The 26,686-nt window shown below is 57.5% G+C and carries 25 protein-coding genes; 15 read left to right on the top strand and 10 right to left on the bottom strand.

The genetic code is table 11. The annotated features are described in order from the left end of the window. Positions 1-453: 453 nt before the first annotated feature. Together RBB77_RS07870 and RBB77_RS07875 are read left to right on the top strand one after the other, a co-directional pair. Complete coding sequence (locus RBB77_RS07870; protein WP_353066214.1) at positions 454-4,176, top strand: Rne/Rng family ribonuclease; 3,723 nt, start codon at positions 454-456, stop codon at positions 4,174-4,176. Between the two features lie 270 nt (positions 4,177-4,446). Beyond that, positions 4,447-5,439 carry a hypothetical protein gene (locus tag RBB77_RS07875; protein ID WP_353066216.1) on the top strand — a complete coding sequence of 331 codons (993 nt, stop codon included), beginning with the start codon at positions 4,447-4,449 and terminating at the stop codon, positions 5,437-5,439. A gap of 119 nt (positions 5,440-5,558) precedes the next feature. Here the strand turns inward: RBB77_RS07875 and RBB77_RS07880 are convergent, their stop codons facing one another. The 5 genes from RBB77_RS07880 to RBB77_RS07900 form a co-directional block, all read right to left on the bottom strand. Then, positions 5,559-5,939: a hypothetical protein gene (locus tag RBB77_RS07880; RefSeq protein WP_353066218.1), complete on the bottom strand. Its 381-nt coding sequence runs from the start codon at positions 5,937-5,939 to the stop codon at positions 5,559-5,561. An 81-nt stretch (positions 5,940-6,020) separates the two neighbouring features. After that, positions 6,021-7,523 (bottom strand): glycosyltransferase family 2 protein, encoded by a 1,503-nt coding sequence (locus tag RBB77_RS07885; protein ID WP_353067592.1) that lies wholly within the window; start codon positions 7,521-7,523, stop codon positions 6,021-6,023. A gap of 335 nt (positions 7,524-7,858) precedes the next feature. Continuing rightward, positions 7,859-8,812 (bottom strand): radical SAM protein, encoded by a 954-nt coding sequence (locus RBB77_RS07890; RefSeq protein ID WP_353066220.1) that lies wholly within the window; start codon positions 8,810-8,812, stop codon positions 7,859-7,861. A 223-nt stretch (positions 8,813-9,035) separates the two neighbouring features. Beyond that, positions 9,036-9,434, bottom strand: coding sequence for a hypothetical protein (locus RBB77_RS07895; RefSeq protein ID WP_353066222.1), 399 nt, complete (start codon positions 9,432-9,434; stop codon positions 9,036-9,038). A 114-nt stretch (positions 9,435-9,548) separates the two neighbouring features. Continuing rightward, positions 9,549-10,007 carry a vitamin K epoxide reductase family protein gene (locus RBB77_RS07900; protein ID WP_353066224.1) on the bottom strand — a complete coding sequence of 153 codons (459 nt, stop codon included), beginning with the start codon at positions 10,005-10,007 and terminating at the stop codon, positions 9,549-9,551. Positions 10,008-10,143: 136 nt separating this feature from the next. Between RBB77_RS07900 and RBB77_RS07905 the strand changes: the two genes are divergently transcribed. From RBB77_RS07905 to RBB77_RS07925, 5 genes are all read left to right on the top strand, one after another. Next, positions 10,144-10,662 carry a PEP-CTERM sorting domain-containing protein gene (locus RBB77_RS07905; RefSeq protein WP_353066226.1) on the top strand — a complete coding sequence of 173 codons (519 nt, stop codon included), beginning with the start codon at positions 10,144-10,146 and terminating at the stop codon, positions 10,660-10,662. Positions 10,663-10,824: 162 nt separating this feature from the next. Beyond that, on the top strand, positions 10,825-11,766 hold the full coding sequence (locus RBB77_RS07910; RefSeq protein ID WP_353066228.1) for a metallophosphoesterase family protein: 942 nt from the start codon (positions 10,825-10,827) through the stop codon (positions 11,764-11,766). A 75-nt stretch (positions 11,767-11,841) separates the two neighbouring features. Then, the gene (locus tag RBB77_RS07915; protein WP_353066230.1) at positions 11,842-12,105 is read left to right on the top strand and encodes a hypothetical protein; all 264 of its coding nucleotides are present in this window, start codon (positions 11,842-11,844) and stop codon (positions 12,103-12,105) included. Further along, on the top strand, positions 12,102-12,650 hold the full coding sequence (locus RBB77_RS07920; protein WP_353066232.1) for a hypothetical protein: 549 nt from the start codon (positions 12,102-12,104) through the stop codon (positions 12,648-12,650). Before RBB77_RS07915 ends, RBB77_RS07920 begins: the two co-directional genes overlap by 4 nt. 172 nt (positions 12,651-12,822) lie before the next feature. After that, positions 12,823-13,365, top strand: a complete 543-nt coding sequence (locus tag RBB77_RS07925; RefSeq protein ID WP_353066234.1) for a hypothetical protein — start codon at positions 12,823-12,825, stop codon at positions 13,363-13,365. On the opposite strand, the gene RBB77_RS07930 is transcribed toward RBB77_RS07925, so the two are convergent. Next, positions 13,325-14,227, bottom strand: coding sequence for a DNA-methyltransferase (locus tag RBB77_RS07930; RefSeq protein ID WP_353066236.1), 903 nt, complete (start codon positions 14,225-14,227; stop codon positions 13,325-13,327). The genes RBB77_RS07925 and RBB77_RS07930 overlap by 41 nt on opposite strands. Positions 14,228-14,328: 101 nt before the next feature. Here RBB77_RS07930 and RBB77_RS07935 point away from each other — a divergent pair, with 101 nt between their 5' ends. From RBB77_RS07935 to RBB77_RS07970, 8 genes are all read left to right on the top strand, one after another. Continuing rightward, positions 14,329-15,171 (top strand): PP2C family protein-serine/threonine phosphatase, encoded by an 843-nt coding sequence (locus tag RBB77_RS07935; protein ID WP_353066238.1) that lies wholly within the window; start codon positions 14,329-14,331, stop codon positions 15,169-15,171. A gap of 83 nt (positions 15,172-15,254) precedes the next feature. After that, positions 15,255-16,115, top strand: coding sequence for a 3-hydroxybutyryl-CoA dehydrogenase (locus tag RBB77_RS07940; RefSeq protein ID WP_353066240.1), 861 nt, complete (start codon positions 15,255-15,257; stop codon positions 16,113-16,115). A 134-nt stretch (positions 16,116-16,249) separates the two neighbouring features. After that, on the top strand, positions 16,250-17,002 hold the full coding sequence (locus RBB77_RS07945) for a hypothetical protein (protein WP_353066242.1): 753 nt from the start codon (positions 16,250-16,252) through the stop codon (positions 17,000-17,002). 28 nt (positions 17,003-17,030) lie between these two features. Beyond that, on the top strand, positions 17,031-17,486 hold the full coding sequence (locus RBB77_RS07950) for a MaoC family dehydratase (protein WP_353066244.1): 456 nt from the start codon (positions 17,031-17,033) through the stop codon (positions 17,484-17,486). Positions 17,487-17,501: 15 nt separating this feature from the next. Continuing rightward, complete coding sequence (locus tag RBB77_RS07955; protein WP_353066246.1) at positions 17,502-17,741, top strand: hypothetical protein; 240 nt, start codon at positions 17,502-17,504, stop codon at positions 17,739-17,741. Between the two features lie 71 nt (positions 17,742-17,812). Continuing rightward, positions 17,813-18,880, top strand: a complete 1,068-nt coding sequence (locus RBB77_RS07960) for an MBL fold metallo-hydrolase (RefSeq protein ID WP_353066248.1) — start codon at positions 17,813-17,815, stop codon at positions 18,878-18,880. Between the two features lie 107 nt (positions 18,881-18,987). Continuing rightward, the gene (locus RBB77_RS07965) at positions 18,988-19,479 is read left to right on the top strand and encodes a hypothetical protein (RefSeq protein WP_353066250.1); all 492 of its coding nucleotides are present in this window, start codon (positions 18,988-18,990) and stop codon (positions 19,477-19,479) included. A gap of 120 nt (positions 19,480-19,599) precedes the next feature. Continuing rightward, positions 19,600-20,427, top strand: coding sequence for a rhomboid family intramembrane serine protease (locus tag RBB77_RS07970; RefSeq protein WP_353066252.1), 828 nt, complete (start codon positions 19,600-19,602; stop codon positions 20,425-20,427). A 110-nt stretch (positions 20,428-20,537) separates the two neighbouring features. Here the strand turns inward: RBB77_RS07970 and RBB77_RS07975 are convergent, their stop codons facing one another. The 4 genes from RBB77_RS07975 to RBB77_RS07990 all read right to left on the bottom strand — a co-directional run bounded on the left by RBB77_RS07975 (position 20,538) and on the right by RBB77_RS07990 (position 26,672). Further along, positions 20,538-24,119: a TonB-dependent receptor gene (locus RBB77_RS07975; RefSeq protein ID WP_353066254.1), complete on the bottom strand. Its 3,582-nt coding sequence runs from the start codon at positions 24,117-24,119 to the stop codon at positions 20,538-20,540. A 624-nt stretch (positions 24,120-24,743) separates the two neighbouring features. After that, complete coding sequence (locus RBB77_RS07980) at positions 24,744-25,211, bottom strand: GAF domain-containing protein (RefSeq protein WP_353066256.1); 468 nt, start codon at positions 25,209-25,211, stop codon at positions 24,744-24,746. Positions 25,212-25,282: 71 nt separating this feature from the next. Further along, positions 25,283-25,630 (bottom strand): helix-turn-helix domain-containing protein, encoded by a 348-nt coding sequence (locus tag RBB77_RS07985; protein ID WP_353067593.1) that lies wholly within the window; start codon positions 25,628-25,630, stop codon positions 25,283-25,285. Between the two features lie 256 nt (positions 25,631-25,886). Beyond that, positions 25,887-26,672 carry a class I SAM-dependent methyltransferase gene (locus RBB77_RS07990; RefSeq protein WP_353066258.1) on the bottom strand — a complete coding sequence of 262 codons (786 nt, stop codon included), beginning with the start codon at positions 26,670-26,672 and terminating at the stop codon, positions 25,887-25,889. Positions 26,673-26,686: the final 14 nt, after the last annotated feature.

Genomic DNA, 26,686 nt, shown 5'->3' on the forward strand with positions numbered 1-26,686 from the left:
CAGTGTACCCCGCTACTCGGGCGCACGGTCGCCAGTCAGCGGCAACAAAAGATTTTTAGAAGAAAAGGCCGGCCAGCCAGAGACATCGATCCGTTGGCCGGACAGGTTTTAGGGAATGATTGCATCCGGATGGCGAACGGCCCCGCCTCAAATCTCTGATTTTGAGGTTGTTTCGGTCACAAACTCCGCATGTCTCGAATTGCTCGAAGCATCCCCCCGTGTCCCCGATCTACCCGGTACCGCCCAACCCGCATTCTCAGCGAGTGCGTCCACGGCAGAGCTGTACTCTTACCTCGCACCGGTCGTCGAGTTCTGTTCACGCGCTTCCGCAGCCCGTAATCTGTCCGATCCACGGTGAGCCACACCCGGCCCTAAGCCAGGTCAGCTCCCGATTGTTCTCTGTCGCGTCTGCCGCTCGAACCTCAACCAGGTCGGGCAGAAAGAGCACAGCGAATGTCGAAAGAAATATACATCTCCAGTACCCCCCACGAGACTCGTCTCGCCATCGTCGAAAACGACGAACTAACCGAAATCTATTACGAGCGCGAGAACGAATACACTCTCGCAGGGTCCATCTATAACGGAAAAGTCACCCGCGTTCTGCCGGGTATGCAGTCGTCCTTCGTCGACATCGGCCTCGAGCGAGACGCTTTCCTTTACATCACCGACTTCATGGAGGAGGCCGGCGATTCGGCCGACTTCGACACCAATGGCGACTCTGGCCGCCGCTCCGAAGGCCGTCGCAACGGCAACGCTCCCATCCTCGAAGGCACTGTCGCCAGCCCCCCGGATCGCTTGGACCAGACCTCTGACTCCGGCCTCCGCTCCTCTGAGCGGACCGACCGCGGCGACCGCAATGGCCGTGGCGACCGTGGCCGTGGTGGACGAGGCCGCCGTGACCGCGGCGGTAACCGCGATCGTCAGCCCACCGCCGACCCCCTTGCGCCCACATCGCCCCAGGACACTTACAGCACTCCCACCGCTGACTTCTTCTCCGCCGACCAGCCAACAGAGAACATCGTGACCGACCGCAACGACGGTGGCGATATTGGTGAAGGCGCCCCCGGTGCCGATGGCAGCCGCCGCTGGCGAGGCCGTCGCGGCCGACGCCGTGGCCGTGGCCCCGGTCAGCGCGACGAGTCTCCGAACATCGCTAGCGCAGTCCCGGGCACCGCTCCGAGCGAATCCGCTTATGACGAAGATTCTTTCGATATCGACGGAGCCGCTGCGCCTATCTCCACTCCGACCGCCCCGGCCCAAATCCCGCCTGTCTACAACGCGGTCGAAACAGTCGGCACCGCTCAGGAAAATATAGATCGCGGCAACCGCGGAAGAGACGGAAGAGACAACGATCGCCGCGACCGCAACAACCGTGGAGATCGAAATCGCGGCGACCGCGGCGATCGTGGTGGCCGTGATCGTGAACCCCGCATCCCTCGCGGCTTTGCCCCCAAAACCTCGCTCTACGGCGTCGACGATTCACCTGCCTACGATCAGGCTCCCGAACTCGATGCCAACGCGCCCGAGCCCATCATTCTCCCTGGCGAATCCCTCTCCAAGTACCGCAAAGGAGGAGAAGAGTCGGTCGCTGCAGTCTCCAAGCCTGCCGAAATCAACGTAATTATCCCCTCAGCTCCGGGGTTCAGCATTCCTGAAGGCTGGGATGGCGGAGCTACTCTGCCCGGGGAAACTCTCTCTCGCCGTCGTCGCCAGGAAAATCGTAGCGAACCCCGAGCCGAGCATCGCCAGGATACTCGTTCTGATCTCCGCAACGAGACTCCCATCCATTCTCTTCCTCATGCCGAAGTCATTCACGATGCCGACGGATTCAGTGTCACTGATGTCATCGAAAAGCAACCGAAGGTTGCCCTCACCGACTCGGTCGACCCTATCCCTATGGACGAGACGCTTACAGAAGTTCTAGCCGAACCAACCGAATACGAACCAACCGATGCCTCTGCCTCTTATCGCATCGATCCCGCAGCTCCCAGCGAGTACCGCCAAAGCGCGCCCGTCCTCGATGCGCCAGAAGAGGTCCAATCAGAGACCGTCATCGAGTCGCAAGTTCAGGATCAGAGCGCAACTCACAGCATTACTCCCGGCCCCGGCGAGTCCGTTGCCCAACTCCAAGTCGAGTCCGTACACACCAACTACGAACCATTTGACTGGCAGACCCCCGCACAAGCTCACGTTGAGGTGAGCGAACCCGCCCCTGCCTCTCACGAGCTGACCACGCTTCATGCCACCGGCGAGATGCACTCCGAAGCTCCAGTCGCTGCCTTCACTCCCGAACACGCAACTGAGACGGTCTCTCCGATTGAACACGAGACGGCCATCGCAAACCCAGCCGACTATGTCATCGCAGATGATGCTGCTCCGCAGCACTTCGCACCTGGCGTCGGCTCCTTCGAAGAGGAGACCCTCGATGAGGAGGACTTCAACACCACCCTCCACGCCAGCTCCATCGAAGAGATGGACGACTTCGAAGAAGAGGAGACTCTCGAGGGTGCCGCCGACCTCGGCACCATGCTCCGCGAGATGTCCATCGACCAGATCACCCGCTCCGGCAACGTAGACGAAGAAGAGGAGGACGACCTCGAAGAAGAGGATGCAGTCTACGATCCTCTCATCGGCGATATCGAGGAGACCGATGACGAAGAAGACCTCGACGAATCCGACACCGAAGAAGACGTCCTCCACGAAGAGATCGTTGAGGGCGATGAAGTATCGCCCGCCAACGGCTTCGACCAGGCGCAGGCCGGCCTGGCGGCTCCTTCGCCCGACCGCAATCGCGACCAGGACCGTGGCCGTGGCCGCCGTGATGGTCGTCGTGATGGCCGCCGCGGAGACCGTTATGGCCGCAACGATCGAGGTGATCGTCCCCGCAACACCGGAGGGGCGGCCGACCGTGACCGCGCCAACAACGGCGGCCGTGACCGTCGCGGTGGTCGCAGCTCGATGCAGTCCACCAACCTTCCTGCCATCAGCGAACTGCTCAAGCCTGGCCAAGAGATTCTCGTTCAGATCGCCAAGGAGCCCATTGCCAAGAAGGGCGCACGCATTACATCGCACATCGCGCTTCCTGGCCGCTTCCTCGTCTTCATGCCCACGGTCAACCACACCGGAGTCTCTCGCAAGATCGACTCCGATAGCGAACGCCGCCGTCTGAAGGAGATTCTGCTCAGCGAAAAGGGCGAGGCTGCCGGCGGCTTCATCGTCCGCACCGCCGCCTCAGGAGCCAGCGAAGAGGAACTCCGCTCTGACCTCCGCTTCCTCCTCAACCTCTGGGCTGATATCAAACAGCGCTCAGAATCCTCAAAGTCCCCGGCCCTCATCTATCACGACCTCAATCTCGTCGAGCGCATCCTTCGCGATCAGGTCACCGACACCTTCTCCGCCATCTGGGTCGACAGCGAGAGCGAATACGAGCGCGTTCTGCGGTTCCTGCAGCGGTTCCAGCCCTCGCTCATTCGCCGCGTCAAGCTCTACACCAAAGAAACCCCGCTCTTCGAGCAGTTCGGCATCACCGAAGAGATCAACAAGGCTCTGCGCTCCAAGGTCTGGCTCAAATCGGGCGGCTCGATCGTCATCAACCAGACCGAGGCACTCGTCGCGATCGATATCAACACCGGCAAGTTCGTCGGCAAGACCGCTCGCCTCGAAGACACCATCGTCAAGACGAACCTCGATGCCATCCCCGAAATCGTTCGTCAGATTCGTCTGCGCGACCTCGGCGGCATCATCATCATCGACTTCATCGACATGGACGAACGCAAGAATCGCAACAAGGTTATGGCCGCGCTTGAAGAGGAGTTGAAGAACGACCGTGCGCCTTCGAAGGTTCTTCAGTTCAACGATTTTGGTTTGGTCGCCATCACCCGCAAGCGCGTCAAACAGTCGCTCGAGCGCACCCTATCCACTACCTGCAACATCTGCACAGGCACCGGAATGGTCAAGTCGCCCGTCACCGTCTGCAACGACATCTACATCGAGATGCGCAAGATGCAGAAGCATCTCGACCGCGGCGATGTCATGCTTCGCGTGAATCCCGACGTAGTCAAACAGCTCAAGGCGCCAGGCACAAAATGGCTTCAGGAGATGGAAGAGATGGTCGGTAAAACCATTCTCGTCAAATCCGACCCCAGCCTCCATCCCGAGCAGTTTGATATTCACTAGATTCTTCGTTCGGAGCGAATCGTTGGGCTAAAGCCCAGTGATAAAATCTCCGAAAAGAAGATCAAGGTTCTCTAACGAAAACTTACGGGCGTCCAATCTTCTGGACGCCCGTAACTACGTCCTCTGCATCAGCTTGCACCTCGCCCCAAAGTAAAAACTCTGTCGTGAGTGTCATCCCAAACCACATTTCCTGCGTCATACACAACAAGCGCGTTACAGTTGGGTTCAAGCCAATGAAGAACCTCGCAGCACTAAGGGAGCTACACAAAGATGCAAACGAAGATCACTGGGAATCGCCTACACCGAATCCTTGGCCACACCGCGGCGGTTACTTTTCTCGCCGCAGCAGGGACCATGGGCCTTCACGCGCAGCAGTCCGCTGGCACTGCAGCACCTCTGCCGCCAGTTAACCTTAAGACGAGCCTCGCCGCACCGCTCAATCTTTCCGCCCCAGACGATCTCGGCTACAGCAGCAGCACCGGTAGCGTCGAGACCGCCAACGCTCTGGACTTCAACCTGAATAGCGATGCCAGTCAGCCACCGCCTCGTCGCCGCTACAGTCGCCCAAACTACAACGACAGCCGAACGAACTCCGATGGCTCCGCAAAATATACTTTTCTTGTTGGTGGAGGCTTTACCCTTCCCACCGGTGCCACGCACAGCGCACTCGACACCAGTTGGAAGCTTCAGGCCGGCGTTGGACGTAACTTCAACAAGACCTTTGGCGTCATCGCTCAATTCGACTATGACAAGTTCGGCGTCCAGACGGCGACCCTCAATAACTTGCTCGCAATCTATAACGCCCTCGGCGCAGTTGACCAGAATGGCAATCCGCTGACTCAGTTGGGAGGATCGAGCCATGACTGGTCCTTCACTCTCAATCCAATTGTCAACTACTACACCTCCGATACCGTGGGCGCATATGTGGTTGGTGGAGCAGGTTTCTATCACAAGACCGCAAACTTCACCGTGCCAACAATCGGTACTGCTTGTGATTTCTTTGGCTGCTTCCAGTTTGCGGCCAACTCAACCATCGACAAGTACACCAGCAATGCATTCGGCGTGAATGCAGGTCTTGGTTTCACTTATAAAATGTCTCGCTTCGCTTCAACGCGGTTCTATGTGGAAGGTCGCTACGTTTACACATTCAACTCGCAAAGAGACTTCTCTCTCGGAGACGCGAATGGTAACGGCTTCAATGTGTTTCCTCAGAACAGCGCGAAGACGAGTTACATCCCGATCACTTTCGGCCTCCGCTTCTAACCTTGTCTGCCAACGATGAATATACAAAAGAAGAGAGGCCTTTGGTCTCTCTTCATTTGTATATTCACTAGATAGGTTGATGGCTCAATTGCGCATCGATGCTTATCGCCAAAGAATGACTAATGAAGCCGAAAGAAGAATCCAGCGCCCACTCCGACTAATGTCGCAAGACTAATCAGGATCTGATGTCCGATCCCGCGCTGTCGTCTCTCCCAGGCGTTCCTCCACAGCACCCCGACCAAAACAGTAACCAAAGCTGCTGCTCCCAGCCACGGAGAGTGTTCTCTTCCCAGAATCAGGGCCATGACATACGCTCCCACCATCGTGCACACAAGCCATACTCCATCCTGGAGAAACTTGTATCTTTGCGTGATCCGGTGGTCCTGCGCGACTAGATCGGGCGAAGCCGCAGTAATGCCAAAGGTCGCTGCCATCGACAGTCCGACCGTCACCAGGTACCCAAGAGTGAGTGCAAGCAAAAGAAAACTTCCGGTAATCATGAGTCTATTTCGGGCCCCTGCGGCGCTTCGTATGGCGACTCTTTCCGAGACATAGAATGCAAGTCTATCAGCCGGATTCTCTTAAATACCCACTGGATATGGCTTCTCATGCATCTCTTGATCCGGATCGCGGCTCCGTTCAAAACGCCCCTGCAGCAGGCTCAACAGGCCCGTATACCAGTATCCGAACACAAACAGCACCAGGAATGGCACTGTAAAGAAGTTCTCCGTCGAGATCGCGTAGTAAACCGTCCATGCAAAGTAACATCCAATCGCCATCTCAATCCAGGGAATCACTCCCAGTCGCTTGCGATAGACCGTTGCCTGACTCTTCTCACCCTTCTTCTTCACGCTATACTTCGGCGTCCGTGCAAAGGCGCTCTTCACTCCAAACAGCGCCTCTATCACGGCTTTAGTATTGGTGATCGTCAGCCCTACTCCACCGAGCGCCATGACGAACGGGACATAGACGATAGATTTGTACCAGCTCTTCGGATAGAGCTCCTTCTGGCTCACCATGTAGAACGTCGAAACCGACATTGTGCTCGCGATGAACAAAGGAAAATCGATCAGCAGCATCTGAATGTAACCCTGCCAGCTACGAATAATCATCGCCGGCATCAGCAATACACTCAGCACGATCATAAGCGGATAGCTGATATTCGCCGTCAGGTGGTACCAGGCTTCGAGCTTCGTATGCCACGGCGCATCGCTCTTGAGCACTCGCGGCAGAATCTTTTTCCCCGTCTGGATCAGCCCCTTGGCCCATCGTGCCTGTTGGGTCTTGAACGCCGTCATCTCGATCGGCAACTCCGCCGGGCACTCCACATCTTGCAGATACTTGAACTGCCATCCGACCAACTGCGCCCTGTAGCTTAGGTCGGTATCTTCTGTCAGCGTGTCGTGCTGCCAGCCGCCAGCAGTCGAGATCGTCTCTCGACGCCACATCCCCGCCGTACCATTGAAATTAAAGAAAACTCCAGCCCGGCTTCTTCCTCCATGCTCGAGCACAAAGTGTCCATCGAGCAGGATAGCCTCCACCTGCGTCAGAAAGCTGTAGTTCCTGTTCAGGTGTGTCCAGCGCGTCTGCACCATGCCTATCTCCGGCTGCGCGAAGTGATGGATTACCTGCATCACCCACTGCCGCGGCGGTACAAAATCCGCGTCGAAGATTGCAACAAACTCGCCCCGCGCAACGTCGAGCCCCTTGTCCAGAGCTCCGGCCTTATATCCATGCCGGTTGCTGCGATGCAGATACACAATCGGCTGCGGCTCCATTCCGACAAAGCCACGCGCATACCGTTCGACGATATCCCGTGCCACGCCGGTCGTCTCATCGGTAGAGTCGTCCAGTACCTGAACCTCGAACCGGTCTCGCGGATAATCCAGTCTGCACACTGCCTCAATCAAGCGTTCGATTACAAACTGTTCATTGAAGATCGGCAGTTGAATCGTCACAAACGGCAATTCGCCCTCGGCGAACCGCATCGGCGGCTCACTCCACTTTGCCGCGCTCTTTTTGTTTCTGAAGTAGAGCCACACCAGCTGATAGCGATGAATCCCGTAGAACGCCAGAATAATCATGACGATGAAATAGGGAATCAGCAACGCCGTATCGAACGCATTCCATCGGTAGAGATGCTCAAACGTCTTATCCGCGTAGTGCGTCTTCCAATAGTGACCGAAGCCCTTTGGACCCACCAGCAACGCGAGTTGAGACGTCAATAATTGAAGAGAAAAGTGCAGGATCGTTGCTCCACCAGAAGGTTCGGGGGTACCCAACCGATTCTACGCGAATCGCCGCTTGAAATCTGATTCAAACGCACTCAGGCGGCTCAATCAGAATCCATCAAGTCGGATGGCCGAGCCAGCTCACGGCAACTGCGCGGAAGCCTCACAAAAACGAGGGCGGTGGTCGTCTAGTTCAGAAACATTGTTCGATAAACCGTATCGCGCTGAACCGGCCTAAAACCAGCGTCGCGAATCACCTGCCGCAGCTGTTCCTCAGTGGCGGCATTTGCGCCCTCGGCGAGCATCACACTGCCCACGTCGTTGCCGCCGAATCGTAACCCAACCTGCAGAACCTTCAGACCCTGCGTCTCGAGATTCGATTGGACGTTCCGGACGTTATCGAGATACATGCGCGAGATTGCGAGCGTCTTCAGATACTCGACTGCCGTCGCCTCCTCAAATCCCTGCACTGACGCGGCTTTTGGCGCGAAGCTGCACGGTGTGAATGAGGCGAAGCCGTTCGTCTCCTCCTGCAAACTACGCACTGCTTCGAGGTGATTCACTCGATGTTCCATCGTCTCGCCGCAGCCGAAGGTCATTGTTGCGGTGGTTTGGATGCCGAGCCTGTGTGCGGCGCGGTGGACTGCAAGCCAGTCTGCGACGGCCCACTTTTTGCGAGCGCCCTGTTGCACCTCATCGTCGAGAATTCCCGCGTCATCACCGGGGATTGAGTCGAGTCCGGCGTCGCGCAGGCGTGCAATTGTTTCGGACACGGTGACTCCGGACTGTTCAGCGATCGACAGGATTTCGCTGGCCGAAAGGGAGTGCAGCCAAATGGCAGGGAAGCGCTTTTTAATGCCGCGAAACAGCCCGTCAAACCAGGAGATTGTGAGCGCCGGGGTCACTTCGCCCTGCAGCATTACGCCATGGCCGCCCTTTGCGACGATGTCAGAGATCTTCTCGCAGAGTGGATCGAAACCCGCGCCAGTTGCGGATTCTGTGTAGTTGACTCTTCCGTCGATGACATAACTTACTACGCCTTCGGGGTGCAGCCGGCGGCGTACCGCGTCGGCTTCCATTCCAATTCCAATCAGATCGTCGCTGCGAAAGCAGTCCAGAGCTTCGTTACGGCTAATTCCCATGCTTCAATTCTACGGTTTTTGGCAGAAAAAAATCTGGATGGGGAAAAGCGCTTAATTGTGGGGGGATTTTGCGTTTTTGATGTGTTTTGTTGTGGTAAAAACGTGGTCAAGTTGTGGTGAAATGCGTGGCTAGTGTGGTGTTTTAGCCGTCACTTTTTCCGGGCTGAAAAATACGCCACGTTTTTGAACTTTATTTTCAGTGCCGCAAGACTCCCGGACGAGCCTACCGGTGCAGCAACTGAACCAGCAGAACAATCACCACCACCGCTAGTACGAGCAGGAGCGAGACTCCTGCCTTCAGCCACAGGCCAAACGATGCCACGCCCTTTTCCAGCGTTGCCATCCTGTGTTCGTGTTGCTCCATCGAAAGCCGCGCCCGTTTCACCTCTTCGCCTACTGCGGTGATCTGTGCGCTCTGGTCCTGCAACTGGCGATAGAGGCCCAGGTGCGCCTTGGTGACTTGCCCCAGGTCGCCGCGGACGCCTTCGGCCATCGCCACCATAGCCGCCTCGTTCGCCTTCTCAGAGGCAACCTTGGAAGTGAAGAATCTATCGGCCAGCGGCACCAGCCGTGTTATGTGGGGGAGCAATTCGACTAACTGCACGAACACCTTTGGCCACATACGCTTCTCCGGGGTCTTGTCTTAGATCGGTGGTGACGGCAGCCAAACCGATGCCTAATCCTAGACCAGACGCACCTGTTGCCGATTTATACCGAATCTTTTATTTTCAGGCTTCTATGCCTGCAAGCTGGCGCGACCCTGCCGCCATCTCATCACGAGCGCAATAATCGTAACCAGCAGAATGGCTGTCACGATCCCCTGCGACCATAGGCAGTAGATACACCACTTCTGGAGGACGTACGCCTCGATATAGCTGAGAAATGCCGCGAAAAGAAACCCGACCTGGGCGAACTCGAAGACCAGCCACCAGCGGCCCGTCAGAGCGAGCACGCCAATCGCCGCATACCCAACGATGCCAAGCATTGCTACGGGAATATGTGACCCCGCCTTAGGATCTTCGTCGAAGGTGCGGGGAGGGAAGACCGCGAACCGGCTGTGGTTAACAGCACCGCAGTCGAACTGTTCGGTGACCGCACAGGGTGGCGCAAGAGAAGGGTCCATGTAGTGGACATGAAGCGCCATCGTCGAGACCACAATTCCAGCGACCGCTAGCAGGGCAATCAGATACTTCATAGCTTTGATTTTACGTCGCCACAGGTAGGGTAAATTCTATGTTAATTCAATAAGATGCAAACTCTTTCATCTTGCGTTTCGGTAGGGGAGCGGCTACGCTGGCCCACCTCCCCTACTACGCTCTGAGGAGAAACTGATGCGCCTTCGTTCCTTGCTACTCTCTGCCTTGCTGGTTCTGCCATTGCCTCTGATGGCGGATACCTTCTCGACCTACACCCTAAACGACGTGACCTTTGCTAACGGTGGTGCTGCAACCGGCACCGTCACCTTCGACACAACCACCGGAGTTTATACCGGTTTCGACGTGACCTACACCCTGGGATCGTTCGAGGAACTATTCAACACAGTTTCGTTTTCTGAGGCTGCTACTCCGCTTATCTATGATCTCCAATCACAAGCTGCGAGTGGAGATAATTTCGATTTCAACCTCTCAGGGCCTCAAGGATTGGTTTGTTCCACTACGGATCCGTGCATCGTTCCTCAAGGGAATGACGCAGGTGCATTCATCCCAGCCAAGGGGAATCTGATTTTCATGACGACCGGTTCTCTAGAACTGGCCACCCCAGCACCTGTACCAGAACCCGGCAGCCTGGCTCTCTTGGGTACAGGTCTGTTGGGAGGCGTAGGGATTATTCGACGTCGCATGGCTATCTGATCACAGGCAGCAGAGAAAGCCACCTCCGGGTGGCTTTTTTTGTGACTGCTTTCGCTCCCTTCCCCACCCGTTGACTTCATCTGACGAGGCTCGGCGCGCCAGAATTCTTCGTCATTCTGCCTTCATTCAATCGAGTGATTGTCGGACTATCATGAGTTTGTGATGACATCACTTAGCCGTCGACGTTTTCTCACACTTCTCGGAGCCACCGGCGTCTCCGCATCTGTCACGCCGTCTCTCCTCGCCGCGGCCGCACCATCCGCGCAGGCGCGGGAGGCGTTCACCTTTCTCTTCGTTACCGATGCTCATCTCCAGCCGGAGCTCAATGGTGTGGTCGGCACAGATATGGCCTTCAAGAAGGCCCGTGCGGTCAAAGCGGACTTCGCCATCAATGGCGGGGACCATGTCTTCGACGCTCTTGGCGTGCCGAAGCAGCGTGCTCTGACGCTCTTCGATCTTTACGACAAGACCGAGCAGGATCTCGGGGTGAAGGTGTATCACACGGTCGGCAATCACGACGTTCTCGGCATCTACCCCGCGAGCGGCATTGCGCAGGACGACCCTCTCTACGGCAAGAAGCTCTTCGAGCAGCGCTTTGGCAAGCTGTACTACTCCTTCGATCACAAGGGCCACCACTTCATCGTGCTGGACTCGATCGGCATTACGCCGGACCGCGCCTACGAAGGTCGGATCGACGCGGCTCAGCTTCAGTGGCTCGCCACTGACCTCGCCGCGCTGCCTTCGGGGACACCGGTCATCGTCTCGGTTCACATTCCCCTGGTCACGGCCTTTGGCGCATATATCCCGGAGACGACAGTAGCTCCAGCCCACCACAGCCTGAGTGTGGCTAACGCCAACCAGGTGCTCGATCTCTTCGCCGGACACAACGTCCTTGGCGTTCTGCAAGGCCACACTCATGTCAACGAAACCGTGGGGTGGAAGGGCGTCCAGTACATCACCAGCGGAGCTGTCTGCGGTAATTGGTGGCACGGCACACGTCTTGGCACACCCGAAGGGTTTACGGTGGTCACGGTCGCAAACAACAAGCTCACCACGCACTACGAGCCCTCGGGGTTCCAGTCGGTCGCACCACAAAATACCTAGAGATCAACTGCACTTGCTGGAAACAATGAGGGTGCGTTCCTTCATTTATGTTGTTACCGTGGTACATTGGTACACATGGCAGAGACGAAAAACCTGGTCGAGATTGAGCGGATGCAGACAGGCGTCCGCATGGAGAAACGGCTGTTGAAAGTACTGAAGGCCGTCGCTGAGTTGAAGGACATGAGTCTTGGCGATCTGCTCGAGGGCATTGTGCTTCACGCGTTTGAAGGCAAGGCTCCGTTCTCGCCGCAGACTCTGAAGGAGATCGAAAAGCTGAAAGGCATCTATGGCCTGACGCTGCGTGCGTCGGACAGCCATCGATTGAAGGAGCGAAGATGAACGCAACAAAGTTACTTTGTTTCGCACTAGCAACAGGCGCAGTGGGTGGAGGACAACTCGCTGCAGTGGCGCAGGCAGAGGCACCCGCGCATGTCCGCAACAGCTTCCAGTTCGTCGTCGCGGCCCCGCTCGGCCGTGCAGCAGGACTCTTCGGGCCGGAGGGAGAGCGGTGCTGGGCGGGCCCTCACTGGAATCCCGAGTTTCTGCATCCCCAACCGGCACAGGACATCGAGGGAGCCGTCTTCACGGTGCAGCACGGGCCGCACAAGAGCGTGTGGGTGAACACGGTCTTCGATCTAGCAGGCGGTCGGATGCAGTACGTGTCGTTTATCCCCGATACGCTTGTCTCTACGGTCGACGTGCGCCTCGCCACTCTCACTCCGTCGACGACGAAGGTCGAGGTGACCTATGTTCGGACTGCTCTGGACGCAGCCGCGAATGAAGACGTGCTTGCTATGGGGAAGCGTGACGCAGGAAACGGGCCGGAGTGGCAGAAGGCAATCGAGGACTGCCTGGCGACAGAGCAAAAGCACGAACACCTGTAATCGGCGACTGTGACCGTATCAAATCGCACAGAGATTTGAAAAAAGTGGGTTGCGCCTGGCCGGTTCGGCGGTATGCTGGGTAGCACTTCAGACGAGGTCAAACTTCCAGAGCTGTCTCGAGCTGAGCTGTGTTCTGCGCCCAGATGCTATTCCATCTCTCAGGAGTGATGCCATGCAGTGTCCTGTCTGCCACAACGAAGTATCCCAAAGTGCATTTTGCAGTAGCTGCGGTGCGCCCCTGGCTGCTGCCGGCGACGCTTCTGCAGGTTCGAGCGTGCCTCCTCCACCGAGCTACACGAATGTTCCGCCGGCCTACTCCACGGTTCCCCCTGCGTACACTGCGGCTCCGCCGGCTGCGATCAGCTCCGGGCTCTCGGAGAATGCGGCCGCGGCTATCGCCTACCTCACGATCATTCCTGCGATCATCTTCCTGGTGCTGGAACCCTTCAACAAGATGCCGCTTGTTAAATTTCACTCGTGGCAGTCGATTGGGCTCTTCGTCGCAGCGGCTGTGTTGCAGGTGATTATCACCATCGGGGAGATGATGATGCACTTCATTCCCGGAATTATCCTGCTATTTTCGCTGATTCATCTTGTCATCGGCTTGGGCCTTTTCCTGGTGTGGCTGTTCATCATCCTGAAGGCCAGCAAGGGCGAGTGGTACAAGCTGCCCGTTATTGGCGACTTCGCTGAGAAGCAGGCGCGCGCCGCTTAGGTTTCCTGACCGCGGGGGGTGGCGAGTCCTCTCTCCGCGGGCTGAAGGCTACGAGTCGTTTTTCCATGACGGCCACGGCGGTGGCGCTCTCGTCGATCATGACGAAGCTGCGGCCATGTTTCGCTGCGGCTGCGCCGGTCGTGCCGCTGCCGGCGAAGAAATCGAGTACGGTGTCGTTGGGATTTGAGTGGACGCGCACGATCCGTTCAAGAATTCCCAACGGTTTCTGTGTGGCGTATCCGGTCTTTTCTTTGCCGGTGGGCGAGACGATCGTATGCCACCAGACGTCGGTTGGGGTCTTGCCTCGCGCTGCTTTCTTCGCGCCTACCAGCCCGGGAGCCATGTAGGGGATTCGGTCGCTCTCGTTCAGGTTGAAGGTGTATTGTTTCGGGTCCTTGGAGTACCAGAGGATGTTGTCGTGCTTTGCAGGCCAGCGTTTGGTGGCGCGAGCGCCGTAGTCGTAGGCCCAGATGATCTCGTTCTGAAAGCACTCGCGTCCGAAGATCTCGTCGAGCATGACCTTGCAGTAGTGGACCTCGCGGTAGTCGATGTGAAAGAAGAGCGAGCCGGTGGCGGAGAGGATGCGGTGGGCTTCGACCAGGCGCGGTCGCAGGAAGCCGAGGAAGTCGTCGAAGCTGTCGCGGTAGCCCTGGCCGCCGTTTTGCTGCTCCAGTATTTCGGTGCGGTAGCGGAAACCGCCGAACCCTACGCGGTCGCCCGCCTCGTCGCGAATGGTCTTTATCTGTTTGCGGGCCTGCCGTTTGCCTGTGTTGAAAGGGGGATCGACGTAGATCAGATCTACGGATTCGGCGGCCATCGCCTGCAAAATGTTGAGATTGTCTCCCTGCACGATCCGGTTCATACCATCGTCTCCGCTCCTAACACTAACGTACCCTTGGTCTCTTCGGTTGCGACGTGTATCGTTCTTTTCGACGGCCTGGCTGCATCGGCCAGGTTTTGACTATGTCTCCCAATCACCTCATCTACGCTATGCTGACCCACCAGGGCCGCGTCCGCCATGGAAACGAAGATACCTGTGCTGCGGCGCCTGAGATTGGCGCGTTCGTTGTCTGCGACGGCATGGGCGGAGCTGCAGCGGGAGAGGTCGCGAGCACTCTGGCTGCAGATACGTTTTTGGCCAATCTCCGGCCACCGGTCGGCAGCGGGGAAGAGGCGCAGAAGCCGCAGGCCCGTCTCAACGCGGCCATTCAGGCAGCAAATCACGCCGTTTACCGGCAGTCCCGCCAGTCGCGACAGTACAACGGCATGGGGACGACTCTTGTCTCCCTGCTGCACACCCCTGTAGTCAACGGGGAAAATGGCAAGACTTCGGGTGCTCGTCGCTCGGCGACCAATCACATCAACTCCCGCATCACCGATCCTCCGACGCTCTGGCTGGGTCATGTTGGCGATAGCCGTTGCTACCGGCAAAGGCGCGGCAAGCTCGAGCAGCTCACCATCGATCATTCGCTGGTCGAGGAACAGCTTCGCGCCGGGCAGATCACCATGGCCCAGGCGGCGAGATCGCCGATGCGCAACCTCATCACGCGCGCGATCGGTTCGCAGCCCACGGTGGAGGCCGAGATTCAGTGTCATCGACCCCAACCGAACGACGTGTATATGCTCGCCTCGGACGGACTGACCCATGAGATCAGCGATGAAGAGATCGCGGAGATTCTGGCCGCCATCCCTAAACCGCAGACCAAAGCCGCGCTCACCACGGCGTGTGAAGAGCTCATCACGGCCGCAAATCGCAACGGCGGCCATGACAACATCACTGTGCTGCTGGTCGCCGTCGTCCCCTGATCTTCCTCCGCCTGATCGATACGACCCATAGTTCGCAGACCCCTCGCAAACTGCTACACTGCGAAGTCGTCTGAAACTCCTTTATGTCCGACTTGAAAACCATTGCAATTCTCGGCGCCGGCACCATGGGCAACGGTATCGCGCACGTCTGTGCCCGCTCCGGCTTCAACGTCATCCTCTACGATCTGCAGCAGCCGTTTCTTGATCGCGGGCTTGCCACGATTGAAAAAAATCTTGCTCGCGAAGTGGCGAAGAACAAGCTCACGCAGCAGCAATTCGACGAGGCGAGGGCACGTATCACTCCCACGCTCGACCGCGAAGCGCTTGGCAGTTGCAGCCTTGCCATCGAGGCGGCGACGGAGAAGTTTGCCATCAAGTCGGAGATCTTCCGCGATCTCGACCGCATCCTTCCGGCCGATGCCATCCTTGCGACCAATACCAGTTCCATCTCGATCACGAAGCTTGCCGCGGTGACGAAGCGTCCTGAAAACGTCATCGGCATGCACTTCTTCAACCCGGTGCCGGTGATGCAGCTTGTCGAGGTCATTCGTGGCCTCGCAACGTCGCAGGCGACCTTCGACGCTGTTCAGGCGCTTTCCAAGCGGCTCGGCAAGACTCCGGTCGAGGTGAACGACGCCGCCGGATTTATCTCAAACCGAGTGTTGATGCCGCTGATCAATGAGGCGATCTACTCCGTGATGGAGGGTGTGGCCACGGCCGAAGCTGTCGATCAGGTCTTCGTGCTTGGCATGGCGCATCCCATGGGGCCGCTGACACTTGCCGACTTCATCGGTCTCGATGTCTGCGCTGACATCATGCGTGTCCTCGCGGATGGACTTGGCAGTCCGAAGTACAACCCCTGCCCGCTTCTGGTCCGCATGGTAGACGCAGGCTGGTTGGGGCGAAAATCAGGTAGAGGCTTTTACACGTACCCCACAACGTAGGACATTGGCATGGGCTCAATTTCGAGGTTTCCATGAGACACACGACGCTTTTAGCAATTGTGTTGATCTCTGTTAGCTGTGTCGCTCAGACGCAGGCCCCCGAGTCTTCTTCGTTTCTGACGGATCTTAAAAACATGCCCTCACAGATCCGGGCCGGAACATTCGATTCTCAAGCTTTCCGCGCATCGCAGGCTCGGGCCGAGAGAGATGCGAACCTCGACTTGCACGCTATCTGCCGTCTTCTCGAAGCTGATCTTGTAGACGCCAATATGGAAGTGAGAGGGCATGCTGTAGTGGTGCTTGGTGGCCTTGTTCGTCGGATCGGCAATACAGAGGCGGATCGACAACTCCTGGCGTCCACCGTGCTCTCTTGCCTCGACAAGAGCAATGATCAGGGCATTCAGCTTATGTGCAGCACCCTGATCGACCATCGGACGCCGATGTCTGCCATCGCCCAATTCAAAGATTTAGCGGCTCGTAAGATCGCAGATGGAACTGCTTATTCTTCGCTGGCGATTGGGCTAGCCCGGGTGGCGACAAGTGGGCCAAATCCAGATGCCGATGCCGTGCTCGCAGATTTCTTCAGGAGTCCGAGTGTGTCCGATGATTTGAAGACGAGGGCGATCTTCAGTCTTCAGAATATGCCCCTCTCGGATCAGGTGCTGGACGCTGTGGCCGAACTTCTGTCGAAGACAAAGAGCGATGAATTAAAGCTGAAGATTATTCAGGTTTCGCCAAAGTTTGGCGAACACGCTATGGAAAGGGAGCACCATACACTGCTCGCTCTCGAGGCGAATCTGAGCGAAAGCGAAAAAGTACGTCAGGCAGCGGGGAACGCTCTCCGAGCAAGCCCGCAGGCTGACACGGCAGTTCCGGGGATACACTGAAACGATACAAATAGAAGAGGGAGAGGACATGCCGCAGGAGTTTTATTACGAAGACTTTTACGTAGGCCAGAAGTTCCATTCGCTTGGCCAGGCCAAGGTGACCGCCGAAGAGATCAAAGAGTTCGGCAACAAGTACGATCCGCAGCCCTTCCATCTGGACGAGGCTGCCGGCGAAAACTCCTTCTTCAAAGGCCTCGCTGCATCGGGCTGGCTGACCGCCGCCATCGTTATGCGTCTTCGCGTTCAGTCGATCACGGTTGCTGGTGGCATGATCGGCGCGGGCGTCGAAGAGATGCGCTGGACTGAGCCTGTTCGCCCCGGCGATTCGCTCCGCACCGAGATCGAGGTTGTCGGTGTCCGCCAATCAAACTCCCGCAAGGAGTACGGTGTAGTCCGCACCCGCACACTCGCCTTTAACCAGCGCGATCAGGTGGTCCTGCGTTCTACGGTCAATTTTCTCGCTCCCGTTAGACCGACTGCCTAGCAGGAACCAACTCCAATGACGACTGAAGATCTCGCTCTTCTCAAATCCAGCATCGACCTGGTTGTTACGCTGGAGACCGTCGAGGGCGAGCGGTTCCTTGCTCAAGTTCTCTTCGTCTTCGACGGCGAAGAGACCCCCGACGTCTTTTACCTGAAGGTCGAACCGGGTCCCGACGGCAATTTTGTCCCGATAGGAAGCGTCGGCCATTCGACGCTACTCGCCGATATCGCTGCGGTTCATCGACTGGAGTCGTGACGCTGTAGCCGGGCGAACCAATCTGGTTACCTTGCCCGAATACTCACAACCAATCGGCGTATTCTTAGCGAATGATGCGTATGACAGTGCTCGCCTCCGGCTCCAAAGGCAATAGCACCGTCATCGCCAGCTGCCGGACGCGCGTCCTGGTTGATGCTGGTCTCTCATGCCGCGAGCTGCTGAAGCGCATGGCCATCGCCGGAGAAGACCCTTCCGCGCTCGATGCCATCCTCATCACGCATGAGCATCAGGACCACGTAGCGGGCCTGGCTGTGCTTGCTCGCCGTCTCAAGATTCCCGTCTTCTTTACCGAGCCGACCCACCGCGCCTGGGTGCGTATGCTCACCCCTCGCAGTACGATGACCTACGCCAAGTGGCTCGATCATGTACAGCGCGAAAAGGAAGCCCGCGCCGCCACGATAGTCGCAAGCACCTCGACCGCTGGCGTTGCCGCACAGTTAGCCGCGCAGGCCGAGGCGATCGCTAGCATCTCCGCCGAGGCCGCCGCGCTCAGCCGCTCAGACGACCCAAACGCTTCTCTCGAGCTTCCCATCGATCCGGACGACGAAGAGCTCTGCGGCCCTGAACTTGAATCTGCCGCCGCACAAAAGACCGCATCGAGGAGCGATCCCACTCACCTGCCTGCTGTCGAGTACTTCCACTCTGGCACACGGTTCTCCATTGGCGATATCGACATCACGCCCTTCACCATTCCGCACGACGCGGCGGATCCCTGTGGCTTCGTCTTCGAGTCCGAAGGCATCCGCATGGCGCTGGCAACGGACCTCGGCTACATGCCACCCAACGTCAAATCCGCGCTGAAGCGTATCGATGTTCTGTTACTCGAGTCCAACCACGACCTCGAGATGCTACGCGACGGGCCGTATCCGTGGTCGGTCAAGCAACGCGTTCTGTCTCGGGTCGGCCACCTGTCGAACAACGCCACGGCGGAGTTTCTGCAGAAGGACTACGACGGTGGCGCGGCATGGATCGTTCTCGGCCATCTCTCCGAGTCCAACAACGCTCCTGAGCTGGCGCGGCTCGCGGCCGAGCAGGCGCTGAGCAATCAGCCCACCTTGCTCGGTAACCGAATTCTTTTAGCAGGGCAGGCCGTTCCACTTGATCCAATCTGCCTGTAACTCTTGTGTTACCAACGTTTGCACAGAGTTGCTTATACGGTTACTGTTCGGTGAATCCTTTCTTTCCGTCCGGTTGTCTAACAGGGTAGAATGGTGACTATAAAGTGATGAAAAAAACAGCGTTAGCATTTCCAGTGAACCGCAGAACCCACACCCATGGCTGCATCGATCAGGTGGTGGGGGATATCCTCTCCGGTTGGCGCTATGACATTTCTGGTCTCTCCCCCGCCATGCGCACGGACTACGATCAGCATATGTCCGACTGCAGCCATTGCCGCCGCCGCCAGCGCATCGCCCGCACCATCGACGTCCTTCTGATGAGTGTCAGCACCCTCTCCATCGTGGCCTTCCTGCTGGCCGCAGTCGTCATTCACAGGGTTGAGGTTGTCACTCACATCAATACCGTCAGGGTCCATCTGAATCAGGCACATGCTGTCGCCGTCTCGCTTGAGGCAGTCGCCATCGCCGGCCTTGTGTTTTCAACGCTCCTCTGGGTTCTGGTTGCAATCACGACGCCGCTTCCCGGTTTCATTGGGGGCATTGTCCAAGAGCGGATTCCCGCGGACCTTCGCGACCGGTTCACCAAGAACGCCGCCTGAGAACAGCTGTGAATTGTTGAGTTGTTGGCGGCGGTAGCCCGGCTCGTCTTCTTAGAATGACGTTAGCTTTCCGCTGCTGACGACAACTCACCTCCCTACATTTGATAGCGTAGAGAAATCATGTCCCCCGCTCCTGAAGGCGAAGTCCTTCCTCCGCATACCGGCGCAACGACCGATCATCCGATCCCCGACTACGAGCGAGAGGTGTCACGCCCTAACTCTCGCGAACGCGGCTGGAATTTTCTCGCTACTCCTGGCACGTACATTTTGCTGGGCATCAACATCGCGGTCTTCTGCTACATGATCTTCCGGGGCGTGTCACTCACGAGCCCCACTCCGGGTCAACTGCTCTACTTCGGCGCCACAAATACGGAGTTCATTCTGCATGGCCAGTGGTATCGCCTGCTCACGGCTACCTTCGTCCACGTTGGCCTGCTCCACATCGCGACCAATATGTGGTGCTTGTGGAACCTCGGACTGCTGGGCGAACCGCTGCTGGGTCCTTTCGGGCTGATCGCTGTCTACGTCCTCACTGGCGTCGCTGGTAATCTGCTGGGCCTGTTCTCCAATGTGGTCTTTCGCGATTACAGCTCGGTGGGCGCAGGGGCCTCGGGCGCGGTTTTTGGCATCGCCGGAATCCTCATCATTCTGCTTTCGAACAAGAAGCTTCCGATCCCAGCGTTCGAACTGAACCGCCTTCGCCGCTCCGTCATCCAGTTCGCAGTGCTGAATCTGATCATCGGCATCGGCGCCAACTTTACCAGCATTGTGCGCATCGATAATCACGCTCATATCGGCGGCTTTCTCAGCGGATTGGCCTTGGGTGTACCGCTGGTGCCACGCATGACTTCCGGTCGCGCACGCTACCTCGCGCGGCAGAAGATCAGCTTCGCCGCCGCCGCGTTTCTGCTGTTCCTCTTCGCGTACTTCATCACCAAGCTTAGGTAGGCTGGTTAACGAGCGAGCGAGTCAGCAAGCTGGCGAACTTCTCGCCGACTTGCTGACTCGCTGTATCCCGCTGACCTGCCAGAGATCCGACGGCGCCGATGAACGCAACCTCAGAACGATAGCTTGAGGGCAAGTTGTATCAAGCGGGGATTGTTGACGATTGAGTTCACCGAACCGAAGAACGGGGACACTGTGCCCGCGGCCGGTGAATTGAAGTTGATGTCGGCGATTGGCGATGCGTATTGCGGGTGATTGAACAGGTTGAAGAACTCAGCGCGGAAGTTCAAGCCCATCTCACGTGGCAAGCGGAATTGCTTGATGAGTGAGAAGTCGGAGTTGACGAAATCGGGTCCCGCGACGGGAAGACGACTGGCATTGCCGAGCTTGCCGGGGGTGATCAACGCGCCGGTGTTAGGGTCAAGTTGTTGGGCCTGAGCGGGGGTAAAGCAAGCACGGTTGATCCACTGGTACAGGTGGTGGCTTGCTGCGTGCGTATCGCAGCCGGCAACCTGGTCGGGCCGGTTGAGATTGAAGCTGTTGCCGCCTTCATTGAAGGTATTACCGGATTGGTTGTTGCTGTCGATCAGAGGAACCGGGAAGCCTGACGAGATCCTTTCAATCAGCGTGACCTGCCAGTTACCGAGAAGACTGTCGGTCACAGGCCCCCAAGAGCTTCCGAATGCCTTGCCCTTGCCGAACGGCAGGTCATAGATGATGCTTGCCGTGAAGCTGTGATTCAGGTTGATCTGCGACAGGCTCCAGTCGAGATTTTGCCAGTTGGGCAGTGGGAAATACACCGCGCTCAACAACGAGCCCAGGCCGTCACTTAGACCGTTGTCGTAGGTGCGTGAGTAGGTGTACGCGATTAGCGCGTAGAGACCGTGCTTGGGCGCCTTGGTCTCGGCTTTGATCTGCAGCGAGTTGTAGTGGGTCTTTCCCACATCGCCAAAGAGAATGATGGAGTTGAAGTTCTCGGTGGGGAAGGGAAAGATGTAAGGTGCGCCGCCGGGGAGACAGCCGATCGTATAGGTAGGGTCGACTCCGCAAGCAGAGGGGCTGTTGACGTTGATGGCGTTGCCGCTAACCAAGATGTGGCCAGCGACCGCGCCGGCATAGCCAGCCGTGAGAAGAACATCGCCGGGTAGCTGCCGTTCTACGTTGACATTATATTGATGGACCCTGCCGGGCTGGAAGTTGGGTGGCTGGTAGTAGAACGTGCCTTGGAAATTCTCCACAGTCCCCGGCGTGGGCGGAATCGGAAAACCGGTGGAGAGGAAAAAGGGTTCCGAAGGTGTTCCGCCGTTGAGGGCGCAGAATGAAGTCGCAAAGGCGCAGCCAGCGCCGGCGAACTGATCCGTCTCGCCCAGGTTGGGAGGATTTTGCCACAGGCCCTGTGCACCCTGACTCCAGACAGAGTCGTGGTAGATGCCGAAACCGGCGCGGAGCACGGTCCTGTCGCTTCCAGCAACCTTCCAGGCGAAGCCCACGCGTGGTTCGTACGCACCCCCGAACCTATCGATGCCCGCCGCTCGGTTCACTCCGTCCTGCCCGGCGATGAGAAGCGCTCGGGTCGAGGGGATATAGTTCGCCATCCGGTCATGAACCTCGGTGATCGGACTTGTAATGCCCCACGCCAGGCCTAGGTTGACGGTCAGCGACGGGGTGAGTCGCCAGTCGTCCTCGACGAAGGGCCTTATGATCTTCCAGCGGCGGCCGGTGATTGAGCCATTGGTTGTCTGGTCGTGGATGGCGCCTCCGCTAATTCCCATCAGCAGATCTGCCATGGGATTGCCGGCGGCTTCACCTCCCCCAGTGAAGTTTCCGGTGACACCAGGGAGCAGAAAGCCGGATCCAAAGGCCTCTGTGCCCACATTCATCTGGTTGGCACGGAGATCAACGCCGACGTGTATATCGTGTTTGCCGCGGATTAGGTCGAGATCGTCTTTGAAGGAGTAGATATTGGTTCCACCCTGAAAGGGGGAGTAGCCACGGTCGCCGAGTGACCAGTATCCGCTGGTGGGCTCGATAGAAACCACACCTTGACTGAAGGAACCTCCGGCGAGTGGGGTACCGTCCGGCGAGCAGCCTGTATTGGCATTGGGAATGCCCAGGAGGGCCGATCCGCAGGTGAAGTTACCCTGTGAGTCAATGTAGTTGAAGATGCGGTCGTACCCGAAGGTGGCCTGGTTGAGTGTGTTGGCTGCAAACACGTGGCTCCAGCCGACGGCGGCATTGCGTGCGTGGTTGATCAGGTTTTCATTGCTGCCGAAGGCGTTGAGTTCGGCAAGGCCGGGAGCACCGCCGGGCGCAAAAGAGAATGCCTGGTCGTAGCTGAAGCGGCCAAACAGGTTGTCCTTGGTCGTGAGCGAATGGTCTACTCGAACATCGAATTTGGTTTCGTTCAGGATGCGGACGGGCTCGTTGACGTAGTTGAAGCCGTTGCCGTTAGCGTTGGGCGCGGGATAGATATTGAGCAGTCCCTGGCCAGCGCTGTTGATCAGGTTTGTAGGGATCTTGTTGCAGGGGGTTCCCTGTGACTGGCTTCCGTCGGGGTTCGCGGGTATAGGATTGCCGTTGCCGTCGCATTGGAAGTAGACGTTTGGGTAGATGGCCGGGTTGGAGGATGAGCCGGCCATATTAGGGTTGGCAATGGCTAAACCTGAGACAGGTTGACCGAAGGGGTCGGCCGAGAAGTCGCCCTTGCGCATCGCGAGTGAAGGAATGAAACCGGTGAAGGTGATTCCTTGGCGCTGATATTTCTGCTCGCCATCCACGAAGAAAAACGTTTTGTTGTGGATGATGGGCCCACCGAAAGTGCCGCCAAATTGATTCAAATTGAACTTCGGGGTTGTAGTGGCAAAGGGGCCCTTGGCGTCGAAGTCGGTATTGCGGACGAACTCAAAGAGAGATCCGTGGAAGTTATTCGTGCCCGATTTAGTCGTGACCAGCACGGTTGGGCCGGCGCGGGTGCCGTATTCCGCCGAGTAGCTGTAGGTAAGCACCTTGAATTCCGCGATATCGTCGATGGAAGAAAGGACGCCAACTCCGCCCGCCGTCAGCTCGTTATTATCGACTCCGTCGAGGAGCCAATCGGTGCTGTTGGGCCGGGAACCGCCGACCGACAGAGAGAAGGAACCGCGCGCAGCCACCTCGCTGTCGGTGCCAGAGGTGAAAAAGCTGCCGGAGTTGGTCTCCGCTGTAGCGCCTGCGGTGAGCGTGGCGAGTTGCACGAAGTCGCGACCGTTCAAGGGAAGCTGCGACACCTGCTGCGCGGTAATGACCTGGCCGAGCGAAGGGTTCGTGGTCTCGGTCGTTACGGCGTCACCGGAGACCGTCACGGTAGAGACTACGGTTGCAGGAACGATAGAAAAATCAAGTTCGCGGGCTTCGTCGACCTGGAGATTGAGATCTTTGGCTTCTGTGCTTTGAAAGCCGGTGAAGTCGACGCGCACGGTGAAAAGCCCGACAGGGAGCAAAGGAACCAGATAGTGGCCGGCGCTGTCTGTCTTGGCTTCGCGAGTCAGGCCGGTGGCCTGGGCGGTCACCGTGATTGTAGCCTCCGCGATGGCCGATCCGGATTTATCGCGGACATTCCCCGAGAAACTACCGGTGGCCTGGGCGTGTAAGGCAGGACAGATGGCAAACGCGAGAGCAAAGGCAACAACAAAAAATGAGGTTTTGAGCGAAATCATATTCGTCAAACCTTCTATAAAGTTCGGACACTGGCCGTTCCTGATTATGCGTTTCATTACAACCCCTTTCGATAACTTCGGCTAAAGGTGGTTCTTGCGTGTGGAGGAAGATTGCAGCTTATAGAGCAATGCACTACTCAAGCAATGAAATTCAGCTAAGGACTGAACGAATTTGAAATACGCCGTTCTGCTCCTCGCAGATAACGAGAAGTTTTCGGTTCAACGAAACCAATTGAGCCCAAAGCCCGCGTAACGCGATGATTTTACAAACTTTAAAAAATTGGAGGTAACGACTAACCTACACTCAAAATTTCCGATGTCAATCTAAAACAACACAGCGTCGATCTGAGTTTCGCTGCAACTATCCGATGTCTGCCTGAGGATGAGTCGGGGCACCGAATCTACTGAAGACTGGATCAAAAAGGGTCTCAGCGCTACCTTTTGGAAAGCATAGAACGTAACGTCTGCATCCTCTCATTCTCGGAATACAGTGCATACGTTCAGCGACAGAGTTGAGTTCGCAAGGAATCGAAGATTTTTGCTCATGCAGCACGCGTGCTCGACGCCCAGCAAGACGGCCGCTTTCGCCAGTCAGGAGTATAGCTCCCTAGAGCAGCCCGGTCTTCATTTGCCCTTGGCCCAAAACTCTTGCAGCACACGCGCACTCTCTTCCAGCAGCGCCTGCGCTTCAACATCAAATGCGTTCAGATGTTCGCTCTCCACATCCAGCGTGCCGATCACGCGGTCGCCATGGCCAAGAATCGGAACGATAATCTCCGCACGGGTGCTGTCGAACGTAGTCATGTAGCCTGAGTCATCGGCCACATTCCCCACGTTGATGGTTCTGCTTCCAGCGATCGCCCTTGAAGTGAGACCCTGCGTAATCGGAAATGCCGGAGAAGAGGGGGCGGAGTATCCACTCCACGCAATATTCACCACCAGCCCGCGCTGAAAGTCCACATCGTAGATCCCCACCCACCGCCAGGACCCTTCCTTCCGAATCGCATCCACGATTCGTTTCGCTTTGATCGCGCGGTTTGAGTCTTCGGCAGTAATGTTCCTGAGCGTATCCAGCAGTTCGCTATCCGGCACCAGTCGATCCTCCGGTCTTCGTCAGGGAAGAGGGTTGTATTTCGCGGCAAATTGTAGGGAAGGGAATCCGTCTAGCTGAGCGTAGTCTGGGCGAACTTCCGCACCATGGCTAATAGCAGCCTTCGGTCGCTCTCCGACAGGTGGGCCGAGTACCTCTGCACCTGCGTCAGGAATCGAATCTCCTCTTCGCCCAGGTTCAGCCCCGACATCTCCTTGGCCATCGTCTCCTCGGCGAAGAACTCCGAGAGCTGCAGGTCAAGGGCCCGTGCAATCTTCTGCAGCGTCTCGAGCGAGGGCACCGTGTGACCGTTCTCCACCCGCGAAAGGTAACAGCGCAGAAGTCCGGTTCGCTTCTCGATGTCGCCCTGCGACATGCCCTTTTGCAGGCGGTATCCGCGAATTGTCGTACCGATATTCATCGAAATCGAAAGAGCCTCAATCGACTCGTTCGCCACATCTACAGGGATAGTTTGCATGTCAGCCATTAGCCACAAAGTAAACACCCGCAACGACTTGGTCAATGACTATCTTGAGGGACGGTGTGAATCCTGAACCATCCCAGGTTCATGCAGAGGGAGTTACCGGCAAACCCTGAAGCCTTACTTTAACCCTGTGCCCGTTTGGAACCGAGCCCATCATTACCGGATCAATTACTAACTCCGAAGTAACCCCGGGTCATACTCCACCCCACCGGTAGACACTGCACAGATCCTCCGGCGAGGCAACGTGGTCGACCGCCGCATCTTCCTCCGACATCTCGACCGTCCCGGTCCACAGAAGCTTGAACCCTGCATGGGCATCGAACATCTCGCCCGCCTCCGGGTTGAAGTAGATCACGTCCAGCAGACCCGGCCGGTCTGCAAATTCGCTCGCGAGCCGCTCGATCAACCGCTTCACCACCGGCGCCGCAAACGGGTTGAAGAGATAGAGCAGGCAAGGTCCCTCGGGAAACGAAAACTCCGTCGCATCCTGGCAAAGAATCTGCACCGGACACACCGCTCGAGCTGCGTCGGTCCACACTGTAAGATTCGCCTCGGCGGTTTTGGCGAGCGATGGGTTCAGTTCCACGCCGATCGCCTGCCGAAACTGAAACTCCGAGGCCATCATGACCGCCCGCCCCTTCCCGCAACCCAGATCGACAAAATTGTACTGAGAGATCGCTGCATGGCCCGAGTCCGCGACCCAGTCCTCCATCACCCGCCGAAACCGCGACGGAGCCATCCCGTAGTACGCGGTGTTGAACACATCGTTTTTATGTCCGGAGCGCAGGTCGCCGCCACCGATCAGCCCACTCGTGTCGACCCCATACCGCTGGTCGAACGGATGCAACAGCGGCTTCTCCTCACCCGGGGTCGTGTCCTGTCGAGGCAGCCGTCCGAGTGCGGTACGCATCGTTCCGCGCAGCCCACGCTGAGCCAGCGACCATCGCAGCTTTGACCATGCCGCGTTGAGTCTCGTCATTGCGCTATCTTGTC

Origin of the sequence: Tunturibacter psychrotolerans (genome assembly GCF_040359615.1) — a bacterium.
In the GTDB taxonomy this organism is placed as follows: Bacteria; Acidobacteriota; Terriglobia; order Terriglobales; family Acidobacteriaceae; genus Edaphobacter; species Edaphobacter psychrotolerans.

What these genes read in the sequence shown, in the direction of transcription:
- RBB77_RS07870 (WP_353066214.1), top strand. Translation starts at nt 454, where the DNA reads ATGTCGAAAGAAATATACATCTCCAGTACCCCCCACGAGACTCGTCTC.
- RBB77_RS07875 (WP_353066216.1), top strand. Translation starts at nt 4,447, where the DNA reads ATGCAAACGAAGATCACTGGGAATCGCCTACACCGAATCCTTGGCCAC.
- RBB77_RS07880 (WP_353066218.1), bottom strand. Translation starts at nt 5,939, where the DNA reads ATGATTACCGGAAGTTTTCTTTTGCTTGCACTCACTCTTGGGTACCTG.
- RBB77_RS07885 (WP_353067592.1), bottom strand. Translation starts at nt 7,523, where the DNA reads ATGATTATTCTGGCGTTCTACGGGATTCATCGCTATCAGCTGGTGTGG.
- RBB77_RS07890 (WP_353066220.1), bottom strand. Translation starts at nt 8,812, where the DNA reads ATGGGAATTAGCCGTAACGAAGCTCTGGACTGCTTTCGCAGCGACGAT.
- RBB77_RS07895 (WP_353066222.1), bottom strand. Translation starts at nt 9,434, where the DNA reads ATGTGGCCAAAGGTGTTCGTGCAGTTAGTCGAATTGCTCCCCCACATA.
- RBB77_RS07900 (WP_353066224.1), bottom strand. Translation starts at nt 10,007, where the DNA reads ATGAAGTATCTGATTGCCCTGCTAGCGGTCGCTGGAATTGTGGTCTCG.
- RBB77_RS07905 (WP_353066226.1), top strand. Translation starts at nt 10,144, where the DNA reads ATGCGCCTTCGTTCCTTGCTACTCTCTGCCTTGCTGGTTCTGCCATTG.
- RBB77_RS07910 (WP_353066228.1), top strand. Translation starts at nt 10,825, where the DNA reads ATGACATCACTTAGCCGTCGACGTTTTCTCACACTTCTCGGAGCCACC.
- RBB77_RS07915 (WP_353066230.1), top strand. Translation starts at nt 11,842, where the DNA reads ATGGCAGAGACGAAAAACCTGGTCGAGATTGAGCGGATGCAGACAGGC.
- RBB77_RS07920 (WP_353066232.1), top strand. Translation starts at nt 12,102, where the DNA reads ATGAACGCAACAAAGTTACTTTGTTTCGCACTAGCAACAGGCGCAGTG.
- RBB77_RS07925 (WP_353066234.1), top strand. Translation starts at nt 12,823, where the DNA reads ATGCAGTGTCCTGTCTGCCACAACGAAGTATCCCAAAGTGCATTTTGC.
- RBB77_RS07930 (WP_353066236.1), bottom strand. Translation starts at nt 14,227, where the DNA reads ATGAACCGGATCGTGCAGGGAGACAATCTCAACATTTTGCAGGCGATG.
- RBB77_RS07935 (WP_353066238.1), top strand. Translation starts at nt 14,329, where the DNA reads ATGTCTCCCAATCACCTCATCTACGCTATGCTGACCCACCAGGGCCGC.
- RBB77_RS07940 (WP_353066240.1), top strand. Translation starts at nt 15,255, where the DNA reads ATGTCCGACTTGAAAACCATTGCAATTCTCGGCGCCGGCACCATGGGC.
- RBB77_RS07945 (WP_353066242.1), top strand. Translation starts at nt 16,250, where the DNA reads ATGCCCTCACAGATCCGGGCCGGAACATTCGATTCTCAAGCTTTCCGC.
- RBB77_RS07950 (WP_353066244.1), top strand. Translation starts at nt 17,031, where the DNA reads ATGCCGCAGGAGTTTTATTACGAAGACTTTTACGTAGGCCAGAAGTTC.
- RBB77_RS07955 (WP_353066246.1), top strand. Translation starts at nt 17,502, where the DNA reads ATGACGACTGAAGATCTCGCTCTTCTCAAATCCAGCATCGACCTGGTT.
- RBB77_RS07960 (WP_353066248.1), top strand. Translation starts at nt 17,813, where the DNA reads ATGATGCGTATGACAGTGCTCGCCTCCGGCTCCAAAGGCAATAGCACC.
- RBB77_RS07965 (WP_353066250.1), top strand. Translation starts at nt 18,988, where the DNA reads ATGAAAAAAACAGCGTTAGCATTTCCAGTGAACCGCAGAACCCACACC.
- RBB77_RS07970 (WP_353066252.1), top strand. Translation starts at nt 19,600, where the DNA reads ATGTCCCCCGCTCCTGAAGGCGAAGTCCTTCCTCCGCATACCGGCGCA.
- RBB77_RS07975 (WP_353066254.1), bottom strand. Translation starts at nt 24,119, where the DNA reads ATGATTTCGCTCAAAACCTCATTTTTTGTTGTTGCCTTTGCTCTCGCG.
- RBB77_RS07985 (WP_353067593.1), bottom strand. Translation starts at nt 25,630, where the DNA reads ATGAATATCGGTACGACAATTCGCGGATACCGCCTGCAAAAGGGCATG.
- RBB77_RS07990 (WP_353066258.1), bottom strand. Translation starts at nt 26,672, where the DNA reads ATGACGAGACTCAACGCGGCATGGTCAAAGCTGCGATGGTCGCTGGCT.